The 16,327-nt window shown below is 68.7% G+C and carries 20 protein-coding genes and 1 pseudogene; 12 read left to right on the top strand and 9 right to left on the bottom strand.

Annotated elements, in window-relative coordinates:
- Positions 1-449: 449 nt before the first annotated feature.
- Both IT072_RS06770 and IT072_RS06775 read right to left on the bottom strand, forming a co-directional pair.
- Complete coding sequence (locus tag IT072_RS06770; RefSeq protein WP_223360191.1) at positions 450-1,577, bottom strand: RNA polymerase sigma factor; 1,128 nt, start codon at positions 1,575-1,577, stop codon at positions 450-452.
- Positions 1,574-1,954, bottom strand: a complete 381-nt coding sequence (locus tag IT072_RS06775) for a YciI family protein (RefSeq protein WP_223360192.1) — start codon at positions 1,952-1,954, stop codon at positions 1,574-1,576. The genes IT072_RS06770 and IT072_RS06775 overlap by 4 nt, the downstream gene beginning before the upstream one ends.
- A 343-nt stretch (positions 1,955-2,297) precedes the next feature.
- Here IT072_RS06775 and IT072_RS06780 point away from each other — a divergent pair, with 343 nt between their 5' ends.
- Positions 2,298-2,723, top strand: coding sequence for a hypothetical protein (locus tag IT072_RS06780; protein ID WP_223360193.1), 426 nt, complete (start codon positions 2,298-2,300; stop codon positions 2,721-2,723).
- Between the two features lie 36 nt (positions 2,724-2,759).
- On the opposite strand, the gene IT072_RS06785 is transcribed toward IT072_RS06780, so the two are convergent.
- Positions 2,760-3,362, bottom strand: a complete 603-nt coding sequence (locus IT072_RS06785) for a TetR/AcrR family transcriptional regulator (protein ID WP_223360194.1) — start codon at positions 3,360-3,362, stop codon at positions 2,760-2,762.
- Positions 3,363-3,455: 93 nt separating this feature from the next.
- Here IT072_RS06785 and IT072_RS06790 point away from each other — a divergent pair, with 93 nt between their 5' ends.
- Entirely contained in the window at positions 3,456-5,144 is a 1,689-nt protein-coding gene (locus tag IT072_RS06790; protein WP_223360195.1) for an amidohydrolase, read from the top strand.
- A 60-nt stretch (positions 5,145-5,204) separates the two neighbouring features.
- Complete coding sequence (locus IT072_RS06795; protein ID WP_223360196.1) at positions 5,205-6,593, top strand: APC family permease; 1,389 nt, start codon at positions 5,205-5,207, stop codon at positions 6,591-6,593.
- Between the two features lie 92 nt (positions 6,594-6,685).
- Here IT072_RS06795 and IT072_RS21305 read toward each other — a convergent pair.
- Positions 6,686-7,288, bottom strand: a pseudogene (locus IT072_RS21305) (glycerophosphodiester phosphodiesterase); the annotation flags it as partial.
- Positions 7,289-7,441: 153 nt separating this feature from the next.
- Between IT072_RS21305 and IT072_RS06805 the strand changes: the two are divergent.
- The 3 genes from IT072_RS06805 to IT072_RS06815 are packed head-to-tail and all read left to right on the top strand — an operon-like array spanning position 7,442 to position 8,990.
- Positions 7,442-7,996, top strand: a complete 555-nt coding sequence (locus IT072_RS06805) for a hypothetical protein (RefSeq protein WP_223360197.1) — start codon at positions 7,442-7,444, stop codon at positions 7,994-7,996.
- Between the two features lie 59 nt (positions 7,997-8,055).
- On the top strand, positions 8,056-8,721 hold the full coding sequence (locus IT072_RS06810) for a hypothetical protein (protein WP_223360198.1): 666 nt from the start codon (positions 8,056-8,058) through the stop codon (positions 8,719-8,721).
- Positions 8,718-8,990 (top strand): hypothetical protein, encoded by a 273-nt coding sequence (locus IT072_RS06815; RefSeq protein WP_223360199.1) that lies wholly within the window; start codon positions 8,718-8,720, stop codon positions 8,988-8,990. Before IT072_RS06810 ends, IT072_RS06815 begins: the two co-directional genes overlap by 4 nt.
- Before the next feature lie 149 nt (positions 8,991-9,139).
- Here the strand turns inward: IT072_RS06815 and IT072_RS06820 are convergent, their stop codons facing one another.
- On the bottom strand, positions 9,140-9,592 hold the full coding sequence (locus IT072_RS06820) for an ImmA/IrrE family metallo-endopeptidase (protein ID WP_223360200.1): 453 nt from the start codon (positions 9,590-9,592) through the stop codon (positions 9,140-9,142).
- Entirely contained in the window at positions 9,589-10,125 is a 537-nt protein-coding gene (locus IT072_RS06825; RefSeq protein ID WP_223360201.1) for a helix-turn-helix transcriptional regulator, read from the bottom strand. The genes IT072_RS06820 and IT072_RS06825 overlap by 4 nt, the downstream gene beginning before the upstream one ends.
- Before the next feature lie 122 nt (positions 10,126-10,247).
- Between IT072_RS06825 and IT072_RS06830 the strand changes: the two genes are divergently transcribed.
- The 6 genes from IT072_RS06830 (at position 10,248) to IT072_RS06855 (ending at position 13,458) form a co-directional block, all read left to right on the top strand.
- The gene (locus IT072_RS06830) at positions 10,248-10,475 is read left to right on the top strand and encodes a helix-turn-helix domain-containing protein (protein WP_223360202.1); all 228 of its coding nucleotides are present in this window, start codon (positions 10,248-10,250) and stop codon (positions 10,473-10,475) included.
- 122 nt (positions 10,476-10,597) lie between these two features.
- Positions 10,598-10,786, top strand: coding sequence for a hypothetical protein (locus IT072_RS06835; protein ID WP_223360203.1), 189 nt, complete (start codon positions 10,598-10,600; stop codon positions 10,784-10,786).
- Positions 10,783-11,085, top strand: a complete 303-nt coding sequence (locus tag IT072_RS06840; RefSeq protein WP_223360204.1) for a hypothetical protein — start codon at positions 10,783-10,785, stop codon at positions 11,083-11,085. The genes IT072_RS06835 and IT072_RS06840 overlap by 4 nt, the downstream gene beginning before the upstream one ends.
- Before the next feature lie 148 nt (positions 11,086-11,233).
- A complete protein-coding gene (locus IT072_RS06845; RefSeq protein ID WP_223360205.1) occupies positions 11,234-11,932 on the top strand; it encodes a M15 family metallopeptidase in 699 nt (232 codons plus the stop codon).
- 115 nt (positions 11,933-12,047) lie between these two features.
- A complete protein-coding gene (locus tag IT072_RS06850; RefSeq protein WP_223360206.1) occupies positions 12,048-12,719 on the top strand; it encodes a M23 family metallopeptidase in 672 nt (223 codons plus the stop codon).
- A 76-nt stretch (positions 12,720-12,795) separates the two neighbouring features.
- Positions 12,796-13,458 (top strand): M23 family metallopeptidase, encoded by a 663-nt coding sequence (locus IT072_RS06855; protein WP_223360207.1) that lies wholly within the window; start codon positions 12,796-12,798, stop codon positions 13,456-13,458.
- 82 nt (positions 13,459-13,540) lie between these two features.
- Here the strand turns inward: IT072_RS06855 and IT072_RS06860 are convergent, their stop codons facing one another.
- The 3 genes from IT072_RS06860 to IT072_RS06870 are packed head-to-tail and all read right to left on the bottom strand — an operon-like array spanning position 13,541 to position 16,320.
- A complete protein-coding gene (locus IT072_RS06860; RefSeq protein ID WP_223360208.1) occupies positions 13,541-14,410 on the bottom strand; it encodes a LysM peptidoglycan-binding domain-containing protein in 870 nt (289 codons plus the stop codon).
- 58 nt (positions 14,411-14,468) lie between these two features.
- A complete protein-coding gene (locus IT072_RS06865; protein ID WP_223360209.1) occupies positions 14,469-15,374 on the bottom strand; it encodes a serine hydrolase in 906 nt (301 codons plus the stop codon).
- Positions 15,367-16,320: a LysR family transcriptional regulator gene (locus tag IT072_RS06870; protein ID WP_223360210.1), complete on the bottom strand. Its 954-nt coding sequence runs from the start codon at positions 16,318-16,320 to the stop codon at positions 15,367-15,369. The genes IT072_RS06865 and IT072_RS06870 overlap by 8 nt, the downstream gene beginning before the upstream one ends.
- Between the last annotated feature and the right edge of the window lie 7 nt (positions 16,321-16,327).

Below are 16,327 nucleotides of genomic sequence, written 5' to 3' on the forward strand. Positions count from 1 at the left end.
ATCGCGTCGCGGTGCAGTCCTGCGTGAGAGGCTGCGCTGAACCGCGCGAGCAATCTCTTGCGCCTGGCACACTGGATAAGTATCAGCAAAAACGAAGGGCGGGAGATTGGTGACTGTCGACGCTGACCGGGTCGATCCCCGCGACATGTCCTGGGAGGATTCTCACCCGGCATATCGTGTGTATTTTCACGATCTCGGCGGCGCGTCCGATGAGTGGCGACTGTCGGGTGTCAGCTCGGTCCAGGAAGCAATCGAGTGGGCTGACGACCATGCCGCAGGTCGGACCTTTGTGCTGTACGTCGAGGTGGCTCAGGGTGCCCCGGGGCTCGTCCGGCTGTCCGGGGTCGACCCGAACGCAGCGTAGCCACGCGTGGTGAGAGGACCCATCATCGGCGGAGCTCCCTGACCAGAGTGCGATCCGCGGACGTACGCGTTGGCCGAGACGCGCTTCATGCCCCAGACGCGTCCTCTTCCAGTGCTGCCCGAAGTCGCCGGGCTGGTTCGAACGAGGTGGGGATGTCACGGAGGGCAGCGAGCCCGGCCGCCACGCCGTCGAGACGCGCGGTCACTGCGGCGAGCGAGACGCGCGCGCCAAGCGTGGGAGACACCTCCACAAGTGCCGCCGTCAATGCTCGGACCGCCGGCCAATCGGTCTCCACGCCGAAGTACCGCGCAACATGCGCGGACTGGATCGCGGCTTCGAGTTGGAAGCGGCGGCCGGCCAGCGGCGCCGCCTGCGCTAGCTCATGCGCACGCCTCAGATACGCCTCGCCCTCCGCAATCAGGCCCGCATCCCACAGCCCCGGATCCTGCGCATCGAGCGGGACGAACACCCCGTCGAGCTCACGAGCGGCTGCCCGCGACGACGAGAGTGCGATCAGCGCCGCCAGCCCGAACGCTTCCGGCTCGTCGCCGAGCAGCGCGGCCAGGGTCACCGCCAGGTAGAGCGCCTCTCCGGCAAGTGACGTCTCGCTCGTGCTGTCCCAGTCGATCGCGAAGGCGCCGTAGATCGCCTCCAGCACGGCGGGAAGCCGCTCGCCCAGCTGGTCGCGCGACGGCACGGTGAAGGGGATGCCCGCATCGCGGATGCGTCGCTTCGCCCGCACGAGCCGCTGGGCCATTGCCGACGACGGCACAGCGAAAGCCCGCGCGATCTGCGCAGCGTCCAGCCCGAGGACGGTCTGCAGCATGAGCGGCGTGCGGATGCCGACGTCGATCGCGGGATGCGCGCACACGAACAGCAGTTGGAGGCGCTTGTCCGGGATGGCGTCGAGGTCGGGGAAGGCTGCGTCGATGTCGATCACGCCGTCTCCTTCCTCCAATGGTGCGGACGTGCGGCGGGCCGCCGAGGTGAACACGTCGCGCTGGCGGTTGCGGGCGACGGTGAGGAGCCAGCCTTCCGGGTTGTCGGGGATGCCGCGGTGGGGCCACGTGGTCAGGGCGCGCTCGAAGGCGTCGGCCAGGGCGTCCTCGGCGAGGGCGAGGTCGCGGGTCGGGGCTGCGAGGATCGCGACCAGCCGGCCGTAGGATGCGCGGGCGGTGCGTTCGGCGACCTCCCGCGCATCCGCAGCGGTCATGGGGCGGAGACCCACTCGCCGTCGACGACGTACGTCGCGGTCGGGCGCACCTCGACGGGGCCCCACGCGGCGGACGGCGCCTGCTTCGCCCAGTCGAGGGCCGCATCCAGGTCGGGGACGTCGATGACGACCGTACCGCCGAGCTGCTCCTTGGTGTCGGCGAACGGGCCGTCCTGGATCTGCGGGCCCGCCTCGGTCACGCGCAACGTCGTCGTTGCGGACGACGGCTGCAGCACCTCGGCCGAGCGGAGCACACCCGCGGCGTGGAGATCTCGCGCGTACTTCGCGAAAGCGGCCATGCCCTCCGCGAGAGCGGCCTCGTCGAGTTCGCCGCTCGCGGCCATCTCGGGGTAGTGCATCAGGATCGTGTAGCGCATGGGTCGTGCCCTTCCGGATCGTTCGATGATGACACTGGGATGACGATCGAGCCAGGGGCGGATCGACACAGTTCCCGAAAAACGCAGGGCGATCGCAACCCTATGGTTAGGGCAAAGATGCAGATACTTATGTTCCGCGCTAAAGATCTGTATGTTTACATAGCAGCTATGGAGGAGATGCAGCCGGTGGCCCGTGGCTAGCGAACTACAGCAATTCCACGGGGCTCGGGAGCATCAGGACGATCAACTCCTTCGGGCCGGTCGGCAGCACGTCCTACATTGCCGGCCCCTATCTCGACTCCCGCATCGTGGGACTCTACAACGCCGCAAACAACGACTGGTGATGACGACGTCCAAGAAGTGCGCACTGAGCCGCCGGGGCTTCCGCGGGATCCTTTCCGCGGGAGCCCTGCTCTCCGCTCTCCTGCTCGGAGGCTGCACGGCGGCCGGTGAGTATCCCGCGGCCACCCGCCTCACGGGGGACGGCGACGATGCCCCCAGGAAGGACCTCGCGGATGAGAGACCCCTCGAATTGACGCGCTACGAGGTGGTGTCGGATACCGAGGTCAGGGTCTACTTCGTCGCCGGGATACCGGACTGCTACGGCACCCGCGCGGTTGTTTCCGAGACTTCAACCACGATCGCCGTCACTGTGATGGAAGGTGTCATCCCCGGTGCGCCTGACGAATGTGAGCTCGTCGCTCGTCAAGCCAGCTTGCTTGTCCGTACGTCGCGCTCCATCGGGGGCCGCACCATCGTGGCGGGGTGACCGGATCGCTCTGGGGGCGCGGGTGTCCGCGGTGGCTCACACCCGCGTCCCCGCCCCCAGCCCTTCCGCTGCCGCGACCATCGCGGCCTCCGCAGACTCCACCGTGATCAGGCTGTTCCCGGCGACGATGTGCAGCCCGTACGCATCCTCCAGCGCCACGAGGTTCATCGCCAGAACGGCCACGTCCAGCCGCGGCGCGAACACCCCCACGGCCACCCCGCGCTCCAGGATCCCCGTGTACGTCGCCAGCTGGCGGAGGTACATCCGCTCGACCAGTTCGTCGTGCAGTCGTGACGTGCCGGCCAGCACATCGAACTCGTACAGCAGCCGCATCAGGGCGTCGTCGGGGCCGCTCGGCAGCCCCTCCCGGATCGCCGCGGCGAGCTGCAGCTGTGGTTCCGCGATCCCACGGACCACCTCGTCCCGGTGGTCGCAGAACCGTTCCAGGCCGGCGCGGTGCGCCTCCACGAGCAGGGCGTCGAGGTCCTCGTAGTAGTACAGGATCGCGCCGCGGGTCAGCCCCGCCTTCTCCGCGACGTCCGCCAGCGACAGCGACCGGAGGCCGTGCTCGCCGACGGCGGTGAGCGCCGCCTCGACGAGGTCGGCGCGGCGTTCATCCTGCTTGCGGGGGCGGGCCATCAGTTGACACTAGCCGATCGGCGTGAGACGCTTTCGGAATTCTTTGACACTGGCGTCAAAGAATTATCCAGTTCACCGCCGAGAGGGATTCCCGTGACCGACCTGCTCCTCACCAACGCGTCCGTCCGCACGTTCGACGACGCCCAGCCCCGGGCGCAGGCCGTCGGGATCACCGGCGGACGGATCAGTTACGTCGGCACCATCGCGGACGCCCCGGAGGCCCGGGAGACCCGTGACCTGGGCGGCGCCTCCCTCACGCCCGGCATCATCGACAGCCACAACCACCTCCTGCTCGGCTTCGACCAGGATGCGGTCAGCCTGGAGGGCGCCGATACCCTCGAGGAGGTGCGCCGCCGCATCCGGGAGCTCGCCGAGCGCCGCCCAGACCTCGACTGGATCTGCGCCGAGAACGCCGTCTACTCGATCGTCAGCGGCCGCCGCCCGGACGCCGACGACCTCGCCGGTCTCACCGACCGCCCGATCTTCGTCACCACGTACGACCAGCACTCGGTCTGGCTCGACGAGAAGGCGATGCAGGTGCTCGGGATCGCCGACGGCGGCGACATCCCGTGGGGGAGGCCGGAACGACGCGCCGACGGCAGCCCCACCGGCGGGGTCACCGACTTCTACACGAGCGCCATGACGAGCGGGGGTCTCACCGGGCTGCAGCGCGACATCCCGATGTACTCGCCCGAACGGCGGTACCGCAAGCTCGTCGGCAGTCTCGAGCTCGCGACCGCCAGCGGCATCACCACCGTGGTGGAGCCGCAGGTGCCGCTCGCCGAGATCGACCTGATGTTCCGGGCGCGGGCGGAGGGACGGCTCAGCTCCCGTGTCATCACGGCGCTGTTCCACCCGATCGACGCCGACGCCGCCTTCCGCCGAGACCTGCGCGACGCCGTCGACTCCGCCCCGCTGGACGACCGCCTGCGCTTCGGGCCGGTCAAGCTGTACGCCGACGACGTGATCGAGCCGCACACGGCGTGGATGCTCGACGACTACGCCGACCAGCCCGGCCATCGGGGGCACCCGAGCGCGCCGGTCGGGGAGCTCACCCGCATCGTCACCGAGCTCGACCGCCTCGGCTTCCAGACGCACACCCACGCGACCGGTGACGGCGGCATCCGCCTGGCGCTGGATGCGATCGAGCACGCTGCCCGCACCAACGGCACCTCTGACCGCCGCCACGGCATCGTGCACGTCGAATGCCTGCACCCCGACGACCTGCCGCGCTTCGCCGCCCTCGGCATCACCGCCGCGATGCAGCCGCGGCACTGCTCGCCCGACCTCGTCGCCGGAACCTGGATGGAGAACGTCGGCGAGCAGCGCTGGGACCGCGCCTGGCGCATCCGCTCGCTCATGGCCTCCGGCGCGCACGTCGCGCTGTCGAGCGACTGGCAGGTGGGGGAGATGGACCCGCTGGTCGGCTTCTACTCCGCCCTCACCCGCGCCGGCCTCGACGGCCGCGACTCCTGGACCCCCGGCGAACGCCTCACCCTCGACGACACCCTCCGCGGCTACACGCGCGAGGGGGCCTGGGCGTGGCACGCCGACTGCGACCTCGGCGTCATCCGCGTCGGCGCGAAAGCCGACCTCGTCGCGTGGTCGGACGACCTCTACACCCACGAGGCCGACCCGGCCGGCCTGCTCGACCAGCGGGCCGACCTGACCATCGTCGGCGGCGAGATCGTGCACGACGCATCCACCGCTCCTTCCGCGCCCACCACCCACGGCGGCCTGGCGCACTGTTCGGCGCACGCGGACTCCGTGCCCGCGCACTGACCCGCGCCGATCGCATCGCGCACCCCACCCCTCCCTCCCACCGTCGCGAAGGAATCCCCCATGTCCCAGCTCGACCCGGCCATCGCGCCGTCCCGGACCGCGGAAGCGCCGCACGCCCCGGGCGCCACCGGCCTCCGCCGCACCCTCAAGCTCCGCCACATCGTCTTCCTCGGCCTCGCCTACATGGCGCCGCTCGCGGTCTTCGACACGTTCGGGATCGTCGCGGACGTCACCCACGGGCACGTCCCGCTCGCCTACCTCGTCGTCCTCGTCGCCGTGCTCATCACGGCGCTCAGCTACTCCCGCATGGTGAAGGTCTTCCCGATGGCGGGCTCGGCCTACACCTACACGCGGGAGGCGATCAACCCGCATCTCGGGTTCCTGGTCGGCTGGGCGGCGACGCTCGACTACCTCCTGCTGCCGATGATCAACGCCCTGCTGTCGGCGATCTACATGTCGGCGGCGTTCCCCGCCGTGCCGTCGTGGGTGTGGATCCTGTCGACCATCGTCATCTGCACCGTGCTGAACCTGATCGGGGTGCAGATCGCGGCGAAGGTGAACGTGATCCTCGTCGTCATCCAGGTCGTGGTCGCGGTGGCGTTCGTGGGGCTCACGATCACGAACATCGTGGACGGCGCGAACGGCGCGGCCTTCTCGACGACGCCGTTCTTCTCGCCCGGGCTGGACATGCCCGCCATCGGTGCCGGCGCGGCCATCCTCGCCCTCTCGTTCCTCGGGTTCGACGCCGTCAGCACCCTCGCGGAGGAGGCGGAGAAGCCGCGCCGCGACATCCCGCGCGCCATCCTGATCATCGTCGGCGTCGCCGGAGTCTTCTTCGTGAGCGTCACCTACGTGATGCAGGTGCTCTTCCCGGACGTCGCGACGGTCGGCAACATCGTGGGAGCCTCGCCCGAGATCGCGAAGTACATCGGGGGAGCGGCGTTCCAGGCCGTCTTCATCGGCGGCTACATGGTGGCCGTGCTCGGCTGCGGCATTACCCAGCAGATGAGCGCCGCTCGTCTGCTCTACGCGATGGGCCGCGACGGCGCGCTCCCCACGCGGTTCTTCGGCTCCCTCAATCGTGCAGGGGTCCCGGCTGCGAACGTGCTCCTCATCGCTGCGCTCGCCTGCTCGGCCGTCTTCCTCGACCTCAGCCGCGCCGCCTCCCTCATCAACTTCGGCGCGTTCGTCGCGTTCATCTTCGTGAACCTCTCGGTGATCTTCACCTACGTCCGCTTCGTGAAGGAGCGCGGCTGGCGCAGCGCCCTCGGCTACATCGTCATCCCCGGGCTGGGCGTCGCCATCAACGTCGCCCTCTTCTTCAGCCTGGAGCCGAGCGCGATGATCGTCGGCGGGGTCTGGGTCGCGATCGGGCTGGCGTACCTGCTGTGGCGCACCCGCTTCTTCCGGGTGAGCCCGCCGCCGCTGCGGGGGCCGGTGGAGCTGTAGGGCACGGAACAGCGACAGGGTACACAGGTCTTCAGTCCGCAGGATGCGTTGTGGGCGGCATACCAGCTCACGAGCGCGCTCGTCTGGTCTGTGATCACTCCGTCGACGCCGATGCACGCCGCGGCCGACCAGTCCGGCTCCGTGTTCCTGGTCCAGAAGAAGACCGTCGGGCCCGCTTCACGTGCGGTGTGCATCAGTGCGGCGGTCGGAAGCGTCGACGGATTGATGCCGAGGTGGCCATGCGCCTTTCGCATCCTGGATGTGAGCGCTGATCGTCGCGCCGCTGAGACGCATCCGCGGCATCCCAGGGTCGACGGTGCGCACGAGTGCCAGGACGTCCGGCAGAACGACTGCGACACGGTCCGGCCCGCGACCCCGGACGAATGCAGGAGGTCGGTGACGGTCTGCACGCCGTCCCGGCTCCACGAGTCCTTGTACTCGAGCACCATGCGCGCGTCGGATGTGCGCATCTCGTCGGCGACCCCCTGGAGCGTCGGGAGGTCGGGGTACCTCGCGCGGAACTGCGCGAGGGAGATGCTCCCGATCGCATCGTGTCGCACCACGGGGATTCCGTCGTTCGTGAGGGAGATGTCGATCTCGAAGTACGCGGCGCCGTTCGCCTCCGCGTTGGCGATGCCGCCGAGAGTGTTGTCGCCGAAGCCGTCATCGCCGTCGTTGTCGCGGTGCGCGATCACGGATCCGGTGTCTCCCGGACCGGGCGCGCGGTCGGCGGGGATTCACTCCAGCACGGCGCTGCCGTATCGAATATAAGCATTTTCAGCTGAGTATCTCGAAGGTAGGATTATGAGCATCCAATCCAGGATGAACTTTCAATGGAGAAAGGATCGATGATGAAGAAGACAGTACGTGGACTGGCGGCCTCGCTGGGTGGGGCCGCCTTGGTCGCCTCGCTACTCACGGGGGGTGCGGCAACCGCGGCCGAACCAGACTCCGGTGCCCCTTACGGTGCTGTAATCGCCGATCCGGCTGGGCTTTCGGGTCCTCTCTACCTCGCGGGTGAGGACGGCAGCGCAACCCTGGTCGGAAGTGACGGAACAATCGGGGCCGCGGGACGAACGAGCCGTGCCGGATGCAGTTGGACGAACATGGCCGTTCCCGCGGGCGGCGCGTGGTACACGTCGGTGGACGGATGTTCTCTCATCGGCGCAACCGCTACCGCAACACACGCCTACAAATATCAGGTGGACGCAAATTCCAAAGGAAACCCATGTGTTCAGGGGCGCGGCTACAAGAAGGTCGGCACCTCGTGGTCGGCGAATTATGAAGCCATCGGATGCGGGAAGTCCGGCTCGAAGAACATCACGATTGGTAACGTCATCACTGTTTCCAAGGTGAAGGCGCAATCCATCGGTGCGACCGGGACGGCCCTCGTCTTCCAGTGAGAGAACATCGGAGCGGCTCGAGGCGAGCGCGGACTTTCACCGGGCTCGCCTCGAGCATCGTGGTCGCCGCTGTCACGCTGACTGGTTGCTCATCGGAGACCGCTCGTGGGCGTCTTGAGCTCCATGAGATTCCAGCCGTTTCCGCCCAGCTTCATTGTGACGAAAGCCAGGTGCTCAAGGCGGACATGGCCTTCCATGACGACATGCGCGGCTTCAACTGCTTCTATTCCGACAAGCAGACCGTCCTGTTACGGGCATATGAGCACAGCGCGTCGCTCGATCAGATCCTGCCGGATCTGGCCGCGACCATCAGTGCCGAGAATCAGATCGTCATCGGTAAGAATTGGTACGCTACCGGATCCCCGGCGAAACTGCGCGAGCTCGCGCGCAACGTGAACGCATCCCCGCCAGAATCGATCCTGACCGCGCGCGCCTCGCCACCTCTGAGTCCACAGCACGAGGCTCTGGGGATGTGCGGTGCGTACGTGACCAGCGCCATTTACACCTATGTGTTCGAACCCGCCCAACTCTCTTCGATCACCCAGGGAAGCGACGATGCCTACCCGGGCATTCAGGACATCGTCCAGAGTGTTGGTGCTGGATTGAAGGCCGAGGATGTCTCAGAAGACACCTTTGATTCGAGGGTCACTGACCACGCAAACACGGTGCGGGAATTCTGCGCGAGGATATACGGGCAGACACGGGAATCGGGAGTGGACGAATGAGTCAGCACACTCCGAAGCGCACGCTTCGGTCGGGGATAATCATCACAGCCGTTGGTGCAGTGGTCCTCATTCTCAGTGGTGACATCGTCCCCGACATGATCATCTTCAATGAACCGTCCGGACAAGCTCTGCTCGGAGTCATCAGCATTGTGGCCAGCACGATCCGTTTCGTTGCTATCCCGTTCGGGTGTGCGCTCATCGCGGCCGGGTTGATAATGCGATACATGCGCTACCTTCACGACCACCCTTTCGCAAATATCGACGAGTAGTACGTCCGCTTGGCGAGGCGGCATGGATGGCGCAGCGACCTCGACTACCTCGTCGTCCCCGCGCTGGGCTCTGCCACAGCGTCGCCATTTCTCCGTCGCCATCCGCACATGATGATGTCTGAGTGGTGGTACAGTGCGGGCTGCATCGCTCAGGAGATCCGGCGCGCCAGTTCGTCGCTGAAGCGGCCGTGCGGATGCGTGCTGTACGTGCGCTCGCCCAGCCGTTGGAGACAGTGCCGGCGGTAGTGCACGATCAGACCGGGCACGACGCACAGCTCCTCCGCGAGGAACTCGACATCGTCGCTGACCTGCTCGGCCGCCGCGTAGGCGACCGGATCGATCAGAAGCTCAGCGGCGTAGGTGTCGGCGATCCGCTCGTTCTGGTCGCTGTCGGAGCGGTGCCCGTAGTAGGCGTGGCCGAGCTCGTGCGCGATCGTGCACCGGCGCTCGAACGGCGTGAGTGTCAGGTCGAAGTAGATGCGGTCCTCGTCGGGGGAGTAGTAGCCGAGGTCTCCGTCCGGGAGGTATGCGCCGTGCAGCCGCACACCCAGGCCCGCCGCGATCCCCACCAGCAAGCGCATCTCGTCCCCCGTGCCTGTCACTCCGCGTGTGGCTGATCCGCTTTCCGCGTTCCCCGCTTCGCAGCGAGGGCCACACCTTTCTTCGTCGGGAGTTCGTAGCTGACCTCGAACTCCTCGTAGACGTGGTCATCAGTATGGCGGGATGCTCCGACACCGGAGTCGGCGAACGGGTTCGCGGCATTCCGTGCGGGCGCACCGGAGCGTGCCCGCACGAGTGCTCGGCGGGTCAGTTCCTCGAGCAGCTCGAGGTCGGAGACCGCGCTGAGATCGGGGCGTGCGGACGGGAGGTCGTCGTCTGCCGCGGCGGCCTGGAATTCGGCGCCGGCCGCGTGTTCCGGTGCCGCGTCACGGTCGCGCGCATCCTGGGCCTGCGTGTTCCGGGCCAGCGCGTCGCCGAAGAAACGCTCGACCTTGTACTCGGCTTTGCGGGCGACCCCGTTCGCCTCCCAGTTCGTCACCGTGCGCGTCGACACCCCCAGCCGGGTCGCCAGCTCCTCCTGTGTCAGGTGGAGGCTTTCCCGGGCGTCGCGAAGCTCGTTCCATGTGATCACCATGCAGTAATTCTGGCAACAGTCGGCAATTTGCGCAAGCAATTCTGGCGACAACTGCGTATGTCTTGAAACTTTTTCGATGACAAACTTGCTGAATTACGCAATAGTTGCATAAACTTGTTCACATGAACACGACGAGACGGCTCAACGGAACCGCACTCCGCGTCCTGCGGCAGACGCTCGGGATCAGCGCTCGCGACCTCGCCGTCCGGGTCGGCATCGACCCGAGCTTCCTCTCCCGTCTCGAGCACGGCGCCCGGCAGCCGTCCGCTCCGGTCCTCAGACGGCTGGCGACAGGACTCGGCGTGCCGATCGAGGCGATCTCGTATCCGGTCGCCCCGCCCTCCGCATAACCGACCCCGCCAGCCCCGACGACCCGTACCCGACCAAGGCGGTGTTCGTCGCGCCCCGCATCCGGCCCGACCGGTTCGAACAGGCCCGACCGGCCCCGACCTCACCGAAAGAAGGACACCCCATGTTCGACCTCGAAGAGCCTCCGTGGCCGTCACGCCTCGACGACGCGCTCGCCGTTATCGCGGAGCTCGAGCTCGAGCTCGAGCCCGACTTCGACCTCCGGCCCGACCCGGAGCCCCTCCACTGCTTCGAGTGCGAGACCGACATCCGTCCCGACGACTGGGACGAGCACGAGTGCGGGATCCCATGAGCCGCCACGCGAGCGGCGGCGGGATCGGCTCGCCTCACCAACGGGTCCTCCGCACCGTCGTGCAAGCCGCGGTCGCCGCCGTGCCGACGGCCGTCGCCATCATCGGCGTCGTCGCCGACCAGTGGCCCGCCGAATGGCTCGTCGCGACCGCGGGGATCGCCGTGGCCCTGCAAGGACTCCTGGCCCGGATCATGGCGATCCCCGGCGTGGACGCCTGGCTGACCGGCCTCGGGCTGGGCGCGGCGCCCAAAGGGTGTGCGCCGGCCGAACCGGCGGGGGAGGACCCCACGGCCGAGTAGACGGCCACCACAGACTTCGGACGACCGACCGAGGACCGCCTGTCGAACAGGCAGGTCACACGAGAAAACGAGAAAGAAGGTAGGGATGCCGACCGGACCATGGGGCGACCCGACGTGGACCAATGGGAACATCACGCCCCTAGGCGCGATGACGAAGATCACTCGCGACGGTGTCGCCTACGGCGGCCCTGGGCATGGCGTGGACGGGGTCTACCTGGAGCCCGGCTGCGCCGTAGCGATCAACGCCATGCTCGACGCGTACGCGGCACAGCATGGCGGGGCGATCCTGCCGCTCAACGAGGGATACCGGAACTACGCAGGGCAGGTGCAGTACTGGGAGGCGAGCAATCACAACCCCGCTCTCGCCGCGCCCCCGGGCACCTCGAATCACGGATGGGGCGAAGCGGTGGACATCGGGGTAGCCCTCGGTTCTCCGCAGCGCGCGTGGCTGCTCGCCAACGGCCCCACCTACGGGTTCTACGCCCTCAGCGACACAGACCCCGTCCACTTCAACTACAGCGGCAGCTACACGCCGACCACCCCAACCGTCCCCGCACAGGACGAGAAAGAGCAGGACATGTACATCCGACGCAACTCCACCGGCGAGATCGCCGTCTTCGGTTCCGACTACCGCAGTGCGGTGGGAGGCGCCGCGGGCCGGCACATCTTCGCCTCCCAGACCGAGTACAACGGCTGGCGGAGCGTGATCTCCACCTACAACGCCCAGATCGATGCGCAGGGACTGGACCCGCGCGGCAAGAAGTTCCTCCCGCCGGCGGTGCTCACGAGCGTGATGGGTGTCGACGACACGGGCTGGACGATCGTCTGCGGACTCTACGGCGTCTGACCGGAACCCCGGGGACCCAGGCCTGCTGACCGAAACAGCAGAAGCGGGTCTCCGGTTCCACAGCGCGTCCGCGGCACGCAGCGGCTGCGCAACGCGCTCTACCAGAAAGGAAAGCATGAGACTCATCGAACCGCTCGCCCCGCCCGGGCGATACGACTCCGCCGACCCGTTCGGCAACTATGGCGGCCGATCGTATCCCCATACCGGGAGCGACTGGAACGGCGTGCCCGCGGGCACGGCCGCGATGGCGATCGGTACCGGCGTGGTGGTGAACAAGCAGTGGCACGCCGGCAACGGCAACACCGTCACGGTGAAGCTGCCCGATGGCCACTACTACGCCTACCTGCACCTGAACGCGGAGGCGCCGGTGGCGGTCGGGCAGACCGTCACCATCGGCCAGACCATCGGGTACGTCGGCGACACCGGCACCAACAGTCACGGCGCCCACCTGCACATCACGGTGAGCGACTCGCCGTCGGCATACCAGGGCCTGGGCAACAAGATCGACCCGTGGGCGTTCATCCAGGACCACATCAACGGAACCGACCCGGTCACCCCGGGTCAGACACAGGAGGAAGACATGGGACAGCTCGTCAAGCACCCGAACGGCTCGGTGGCGTTCGCCGCCACGGACGGCACCTTCACGGTGCTCACGTCGATGGACGAGGTGAACGCCCTCGTCGCGACGGGTGCGGCGCCGTCGACCATCAACTCGCTCCCGGACGGCTTCATCTGGAACCTCCGGCTCCAGGTCGCCCAGAAGCGCAAGACGCAGAACGAGATCTGAGACCGGTGACACGGCGTCGCAGCCCTGGCGACCGAAACGCCAGGGCTGCGCGCCCCGCACAGAAAGGAGGGAGCCGATGAGGCTCATCGATCCGCTCCCCGGCCGTTACGACGCATCCGACCCGTTCGGGACGCTCCGCCCGCAGACCGGGCTGCGCCACCTCGGGAGCGACTGGATCGTGCCGAGCGGCACGCCCGTCCCCGCGATCGGATCCGGCACCGTCACGAGCCGGGGGTCCACATCGTACAACGGAGCCTTCGTGACCGTCCGACTCCCGGACGGCCATCATTACGCGTACATCCACCTGCTCGACGTCCTCGTCGGCGTGGGCGACACCGTCACCATCGGGCAGATCATCGCCCGCAGCGGGCAGTCGGGGTCGAACGCGAACATCCCCGGACTGGGTGGCCCGCACCTCCACATCACCGTCAGTGGATCCGCCGCGGCGGCCGACGGAGTGGGGCCCCTGATCGACCCCTGGCAGTTCATCCAGGACCACATCGACGGAACCGACCCGGTTCCACCCGCAGAAAACGAGGAAGACATGTCCTACAGCATCGTTCCCAGCACGGACGGCACCATCTACCTGTGCTCGCTCGTCACCAACAAGAAGGTCGGCATCGGCAGCCCGGCGCATGTCAGCCTGCTGCAGCGCTACAAGAAGAACAACTCGAACGACACCATGCTCCCGATCGAGATCGACACCGTCCAGAACTACATCGCCGCGATCAAGCCGTAGGCGACCGGACGAGGGAAGGACGTCGGAGCCCCGCCCCTGCTGACCGAAACAGCAGGGGCGGGGCCTCCTGCATGATAGGGCGCTACAGGCTGTCCGGGTCCAGGTTCAGCTGCGTGCCTGCCAGCACATACTTCTGGTCCGGGCCCGAGGGGAGGTCCGGGTTGAGCCAGTAGAGGTCGGTCAGCTGGATGCCGAAGCGGGCCGCGATGCCGGCGGGGGCGTCGCCGCTGTCGACGAGGTAGGTGCGCGGAGCGCCGGAGGCGGTCGTGGCGGTCACCGTGCCGTTCGCGCCGGGGGTCGCTCCACCGTCGACCGGGTGCACGTTCGACGCACGCACGGGCACCGACCAGTGCACCGAGTTCACCGCGAGCACCTTGTTCGGGCCGAGCTCGACGGGCACGCCGTCGAACGACGGGGCGGACGAGTACGTGACGAGAGCCGCGAGGTACGAGGGCTTCCCGCCGATCACGGTGGAGGAGGCCGCGGCCGTGCCGGTGGTCGGTCCGCCCAGCTGGAAGTCGCCGACGCCGTGGTCGGTGAGGCCGTCGCCGACCCGGGGCGCGGTCTCCAGGAAGGTCACCGACACCGGGACCGGCACCGTGGAGGTGAAGCCGGAGTACTGCGTGTCGTAGGTGTTGTCGCCGTTCGACACGACCCGGTAGTGGTAGTGGATGCTGCCCTTGGGGGAGGCGACATCGCCCTCGGCCACCACAGTCCCGGACGGCACGGGCGTCAGAGTGGGCGCGATCACCGGAGCGGGAGCGGGCGAGGAGCCGATCCCGGAGCGTACCGGCGTGCCCGTGGGAGCGGGGGTCGGGCTCGTCGTGCGAGTGTGCGCGGGCGTGGGGTGAGGCTTCTGCGCGAAGAGAGCGCAGCCCGACAGCAGCAGGAGCGTCGCCGCCGCGCCCACGATGGCCGCGACCGTACGGCGCAGGATCCCCCCGGTGGACATGTTCCCCCCCTCTGCTCGGCCGCCGCCTCGCGGCCCTCGTCTCGTGCAGCCTAGACGATCACCCGCCCGCCTCGCGGACCCGCTCGTGCATCCGCCGGGCCGCCGCCCCCAGGGCCGCCTCGGCGGCCGGTTGGGCGGACGCGGGGACCTCCGACGTGCTCAGTGCGACGATGGCGAAGCGTGAGCCGTCGGTGTGCTCGGCGACACCCGCCTCGTGCCGCAGGTTGAGCAGGGTTCCCGTCTTCGATGACCAGGCGGTGTCGTCGGTGACGATGTCGGGGGCGAGGCGGTGGCGCACGAGGTTGGCGCCCAGGTGTTCGCGCAGGCGGGCGGCGGCCTCCGGATGCACCCCGCGTTCGAGCCAGATCACGGTGAGGAGGTCGGTGAACGCGCGAGCCGTCCCCGTGTTGGTGCGCGCGATGTCCAGCTGGCGGATGGGGTGGCCGCGGGCGGGAGCGCTCCCGCGAATGGCGAGGGTGTGCGCGAGATGCGCCTCCTCCGGGGCGAACCGCTCGAGCGGGGTGTCGGAGAGGTCGGCGAAGGGGTGCCGCACCTCGATGCCGTGGACACCCAGCCGGTCCAGGTCGGCCATCACCTCGTCGGGCGAGACGAGGGCGAGGAGAGCGTCGGCGGCACCGTTGTCGCTGATGGTGAGGGCGAGCGAGACGAGGTCGTCGATGGCGATGCGGGAGGGATACCGGAAGCGGGTCGTCCCCGGCAGCCCGGCGGAAGGATCGCCCGCAGGCACAGGGATGGGCGTCGCGCCGTCGAGGCGGCCGTCGGCGACGCGGGTGAGCACGGCGAGGGCGATCGGGAGCTTGGCGAGGGAGGCGGACGGGGTCGCCACGTCGCCGTCGATGTCGAGTTCGCGGCCGGAGTCCAGGTCGCGCACGACGATGGAGGCCCGCAGGCCGGCCTCCGCCAGGTCGGTGCGGACCGCATCGAGGAAGCGGGCGTCACGCACCGCGGGCCTCCCCCGGGGAGAGGGCGCGCGCCGCGAGCGTTTCCGCGGCAGGCTCCCGGTCGGCGCGGGCACGGGCGCCCAGGGCGGAGACGAGCTCGTCCGCCACCGCGTGCAACACCGTCGCGACGTCGTTCTCGCTGTCGCCGACGAGCGTGTATCCGCGGGCGACCCGGAGGCCGGAGAACGAGCGCCAGTGCAGGTCCAGCTCGCGCGCCTCCGCCTCCGTGCACAGGAGCAGGTCGCCGTCGGCGAGCACCGATGCGAGGGACGAGGTGGTCGAGGCATCGACGGGAAGCTGCGCGGGCAGCACCCCGACGGCGAACGCGGCCCGCAGGAGAGCGTCCCGGATGTGGGGCACGTCGTCCTCCGGGCCGAAGCGGAGGCGTGCGCCGGCGTCGTCGTCGCGGCGCCGCCCGGTGCGGCCGGGGCGGAGCTCGTCCAGTCGCAGCCGCGTCCCCGAGGAACGGCGCCCGGCGACGCCGAGCTCGGCGACCCAGGACGCGGTGTCCGCGGCAACGCTCGCGATCGCCAGGCGGACCCCGCGCGTCGCCGCGAGCTCGGTTCGACGTGCGGGGGTCTCGGCGCGGAACTCGAGGCGCAGCCCGGCAGCGCGCCCCGCGGCTTCGGCGACGGCGAGCTCCCGGATCGCGCAACCGACGGGCACAGCGACGGTCACCGGGCGCAACCGGGCGCGATCGGCGTCGAGCTCCAGCTCGTCCGCGAGCCGGACCAGGCGTCGTGCGGAGGGGAGGAGGTCACGGGCGAACGGCGTGAGCGCCGCACTGCGGGCCGTCCGCTCGAGCAGTGCGCCGCCGAGGTGCGACTCGAGGGCGAGGATGCGCCGGCTGGCGACCGACTGCGCCACCTCGAGGGCGGCGGCGGCGCGGGTCACGCTCCCGCGGTCGCCGATCTCGACGAGCACGCGGCACGCGGCGATGAGGTCCATCCGTCCA

The sequence above is a fragment of the Leifsonia sp. ZF2019 genome, from assembly GCF_019924635.1.
Classification (GTDB): Bacteria; Actinomycetota; Actinomycetes; order Actinomycetales; family Microbacteriaceae; genus Leifsonia.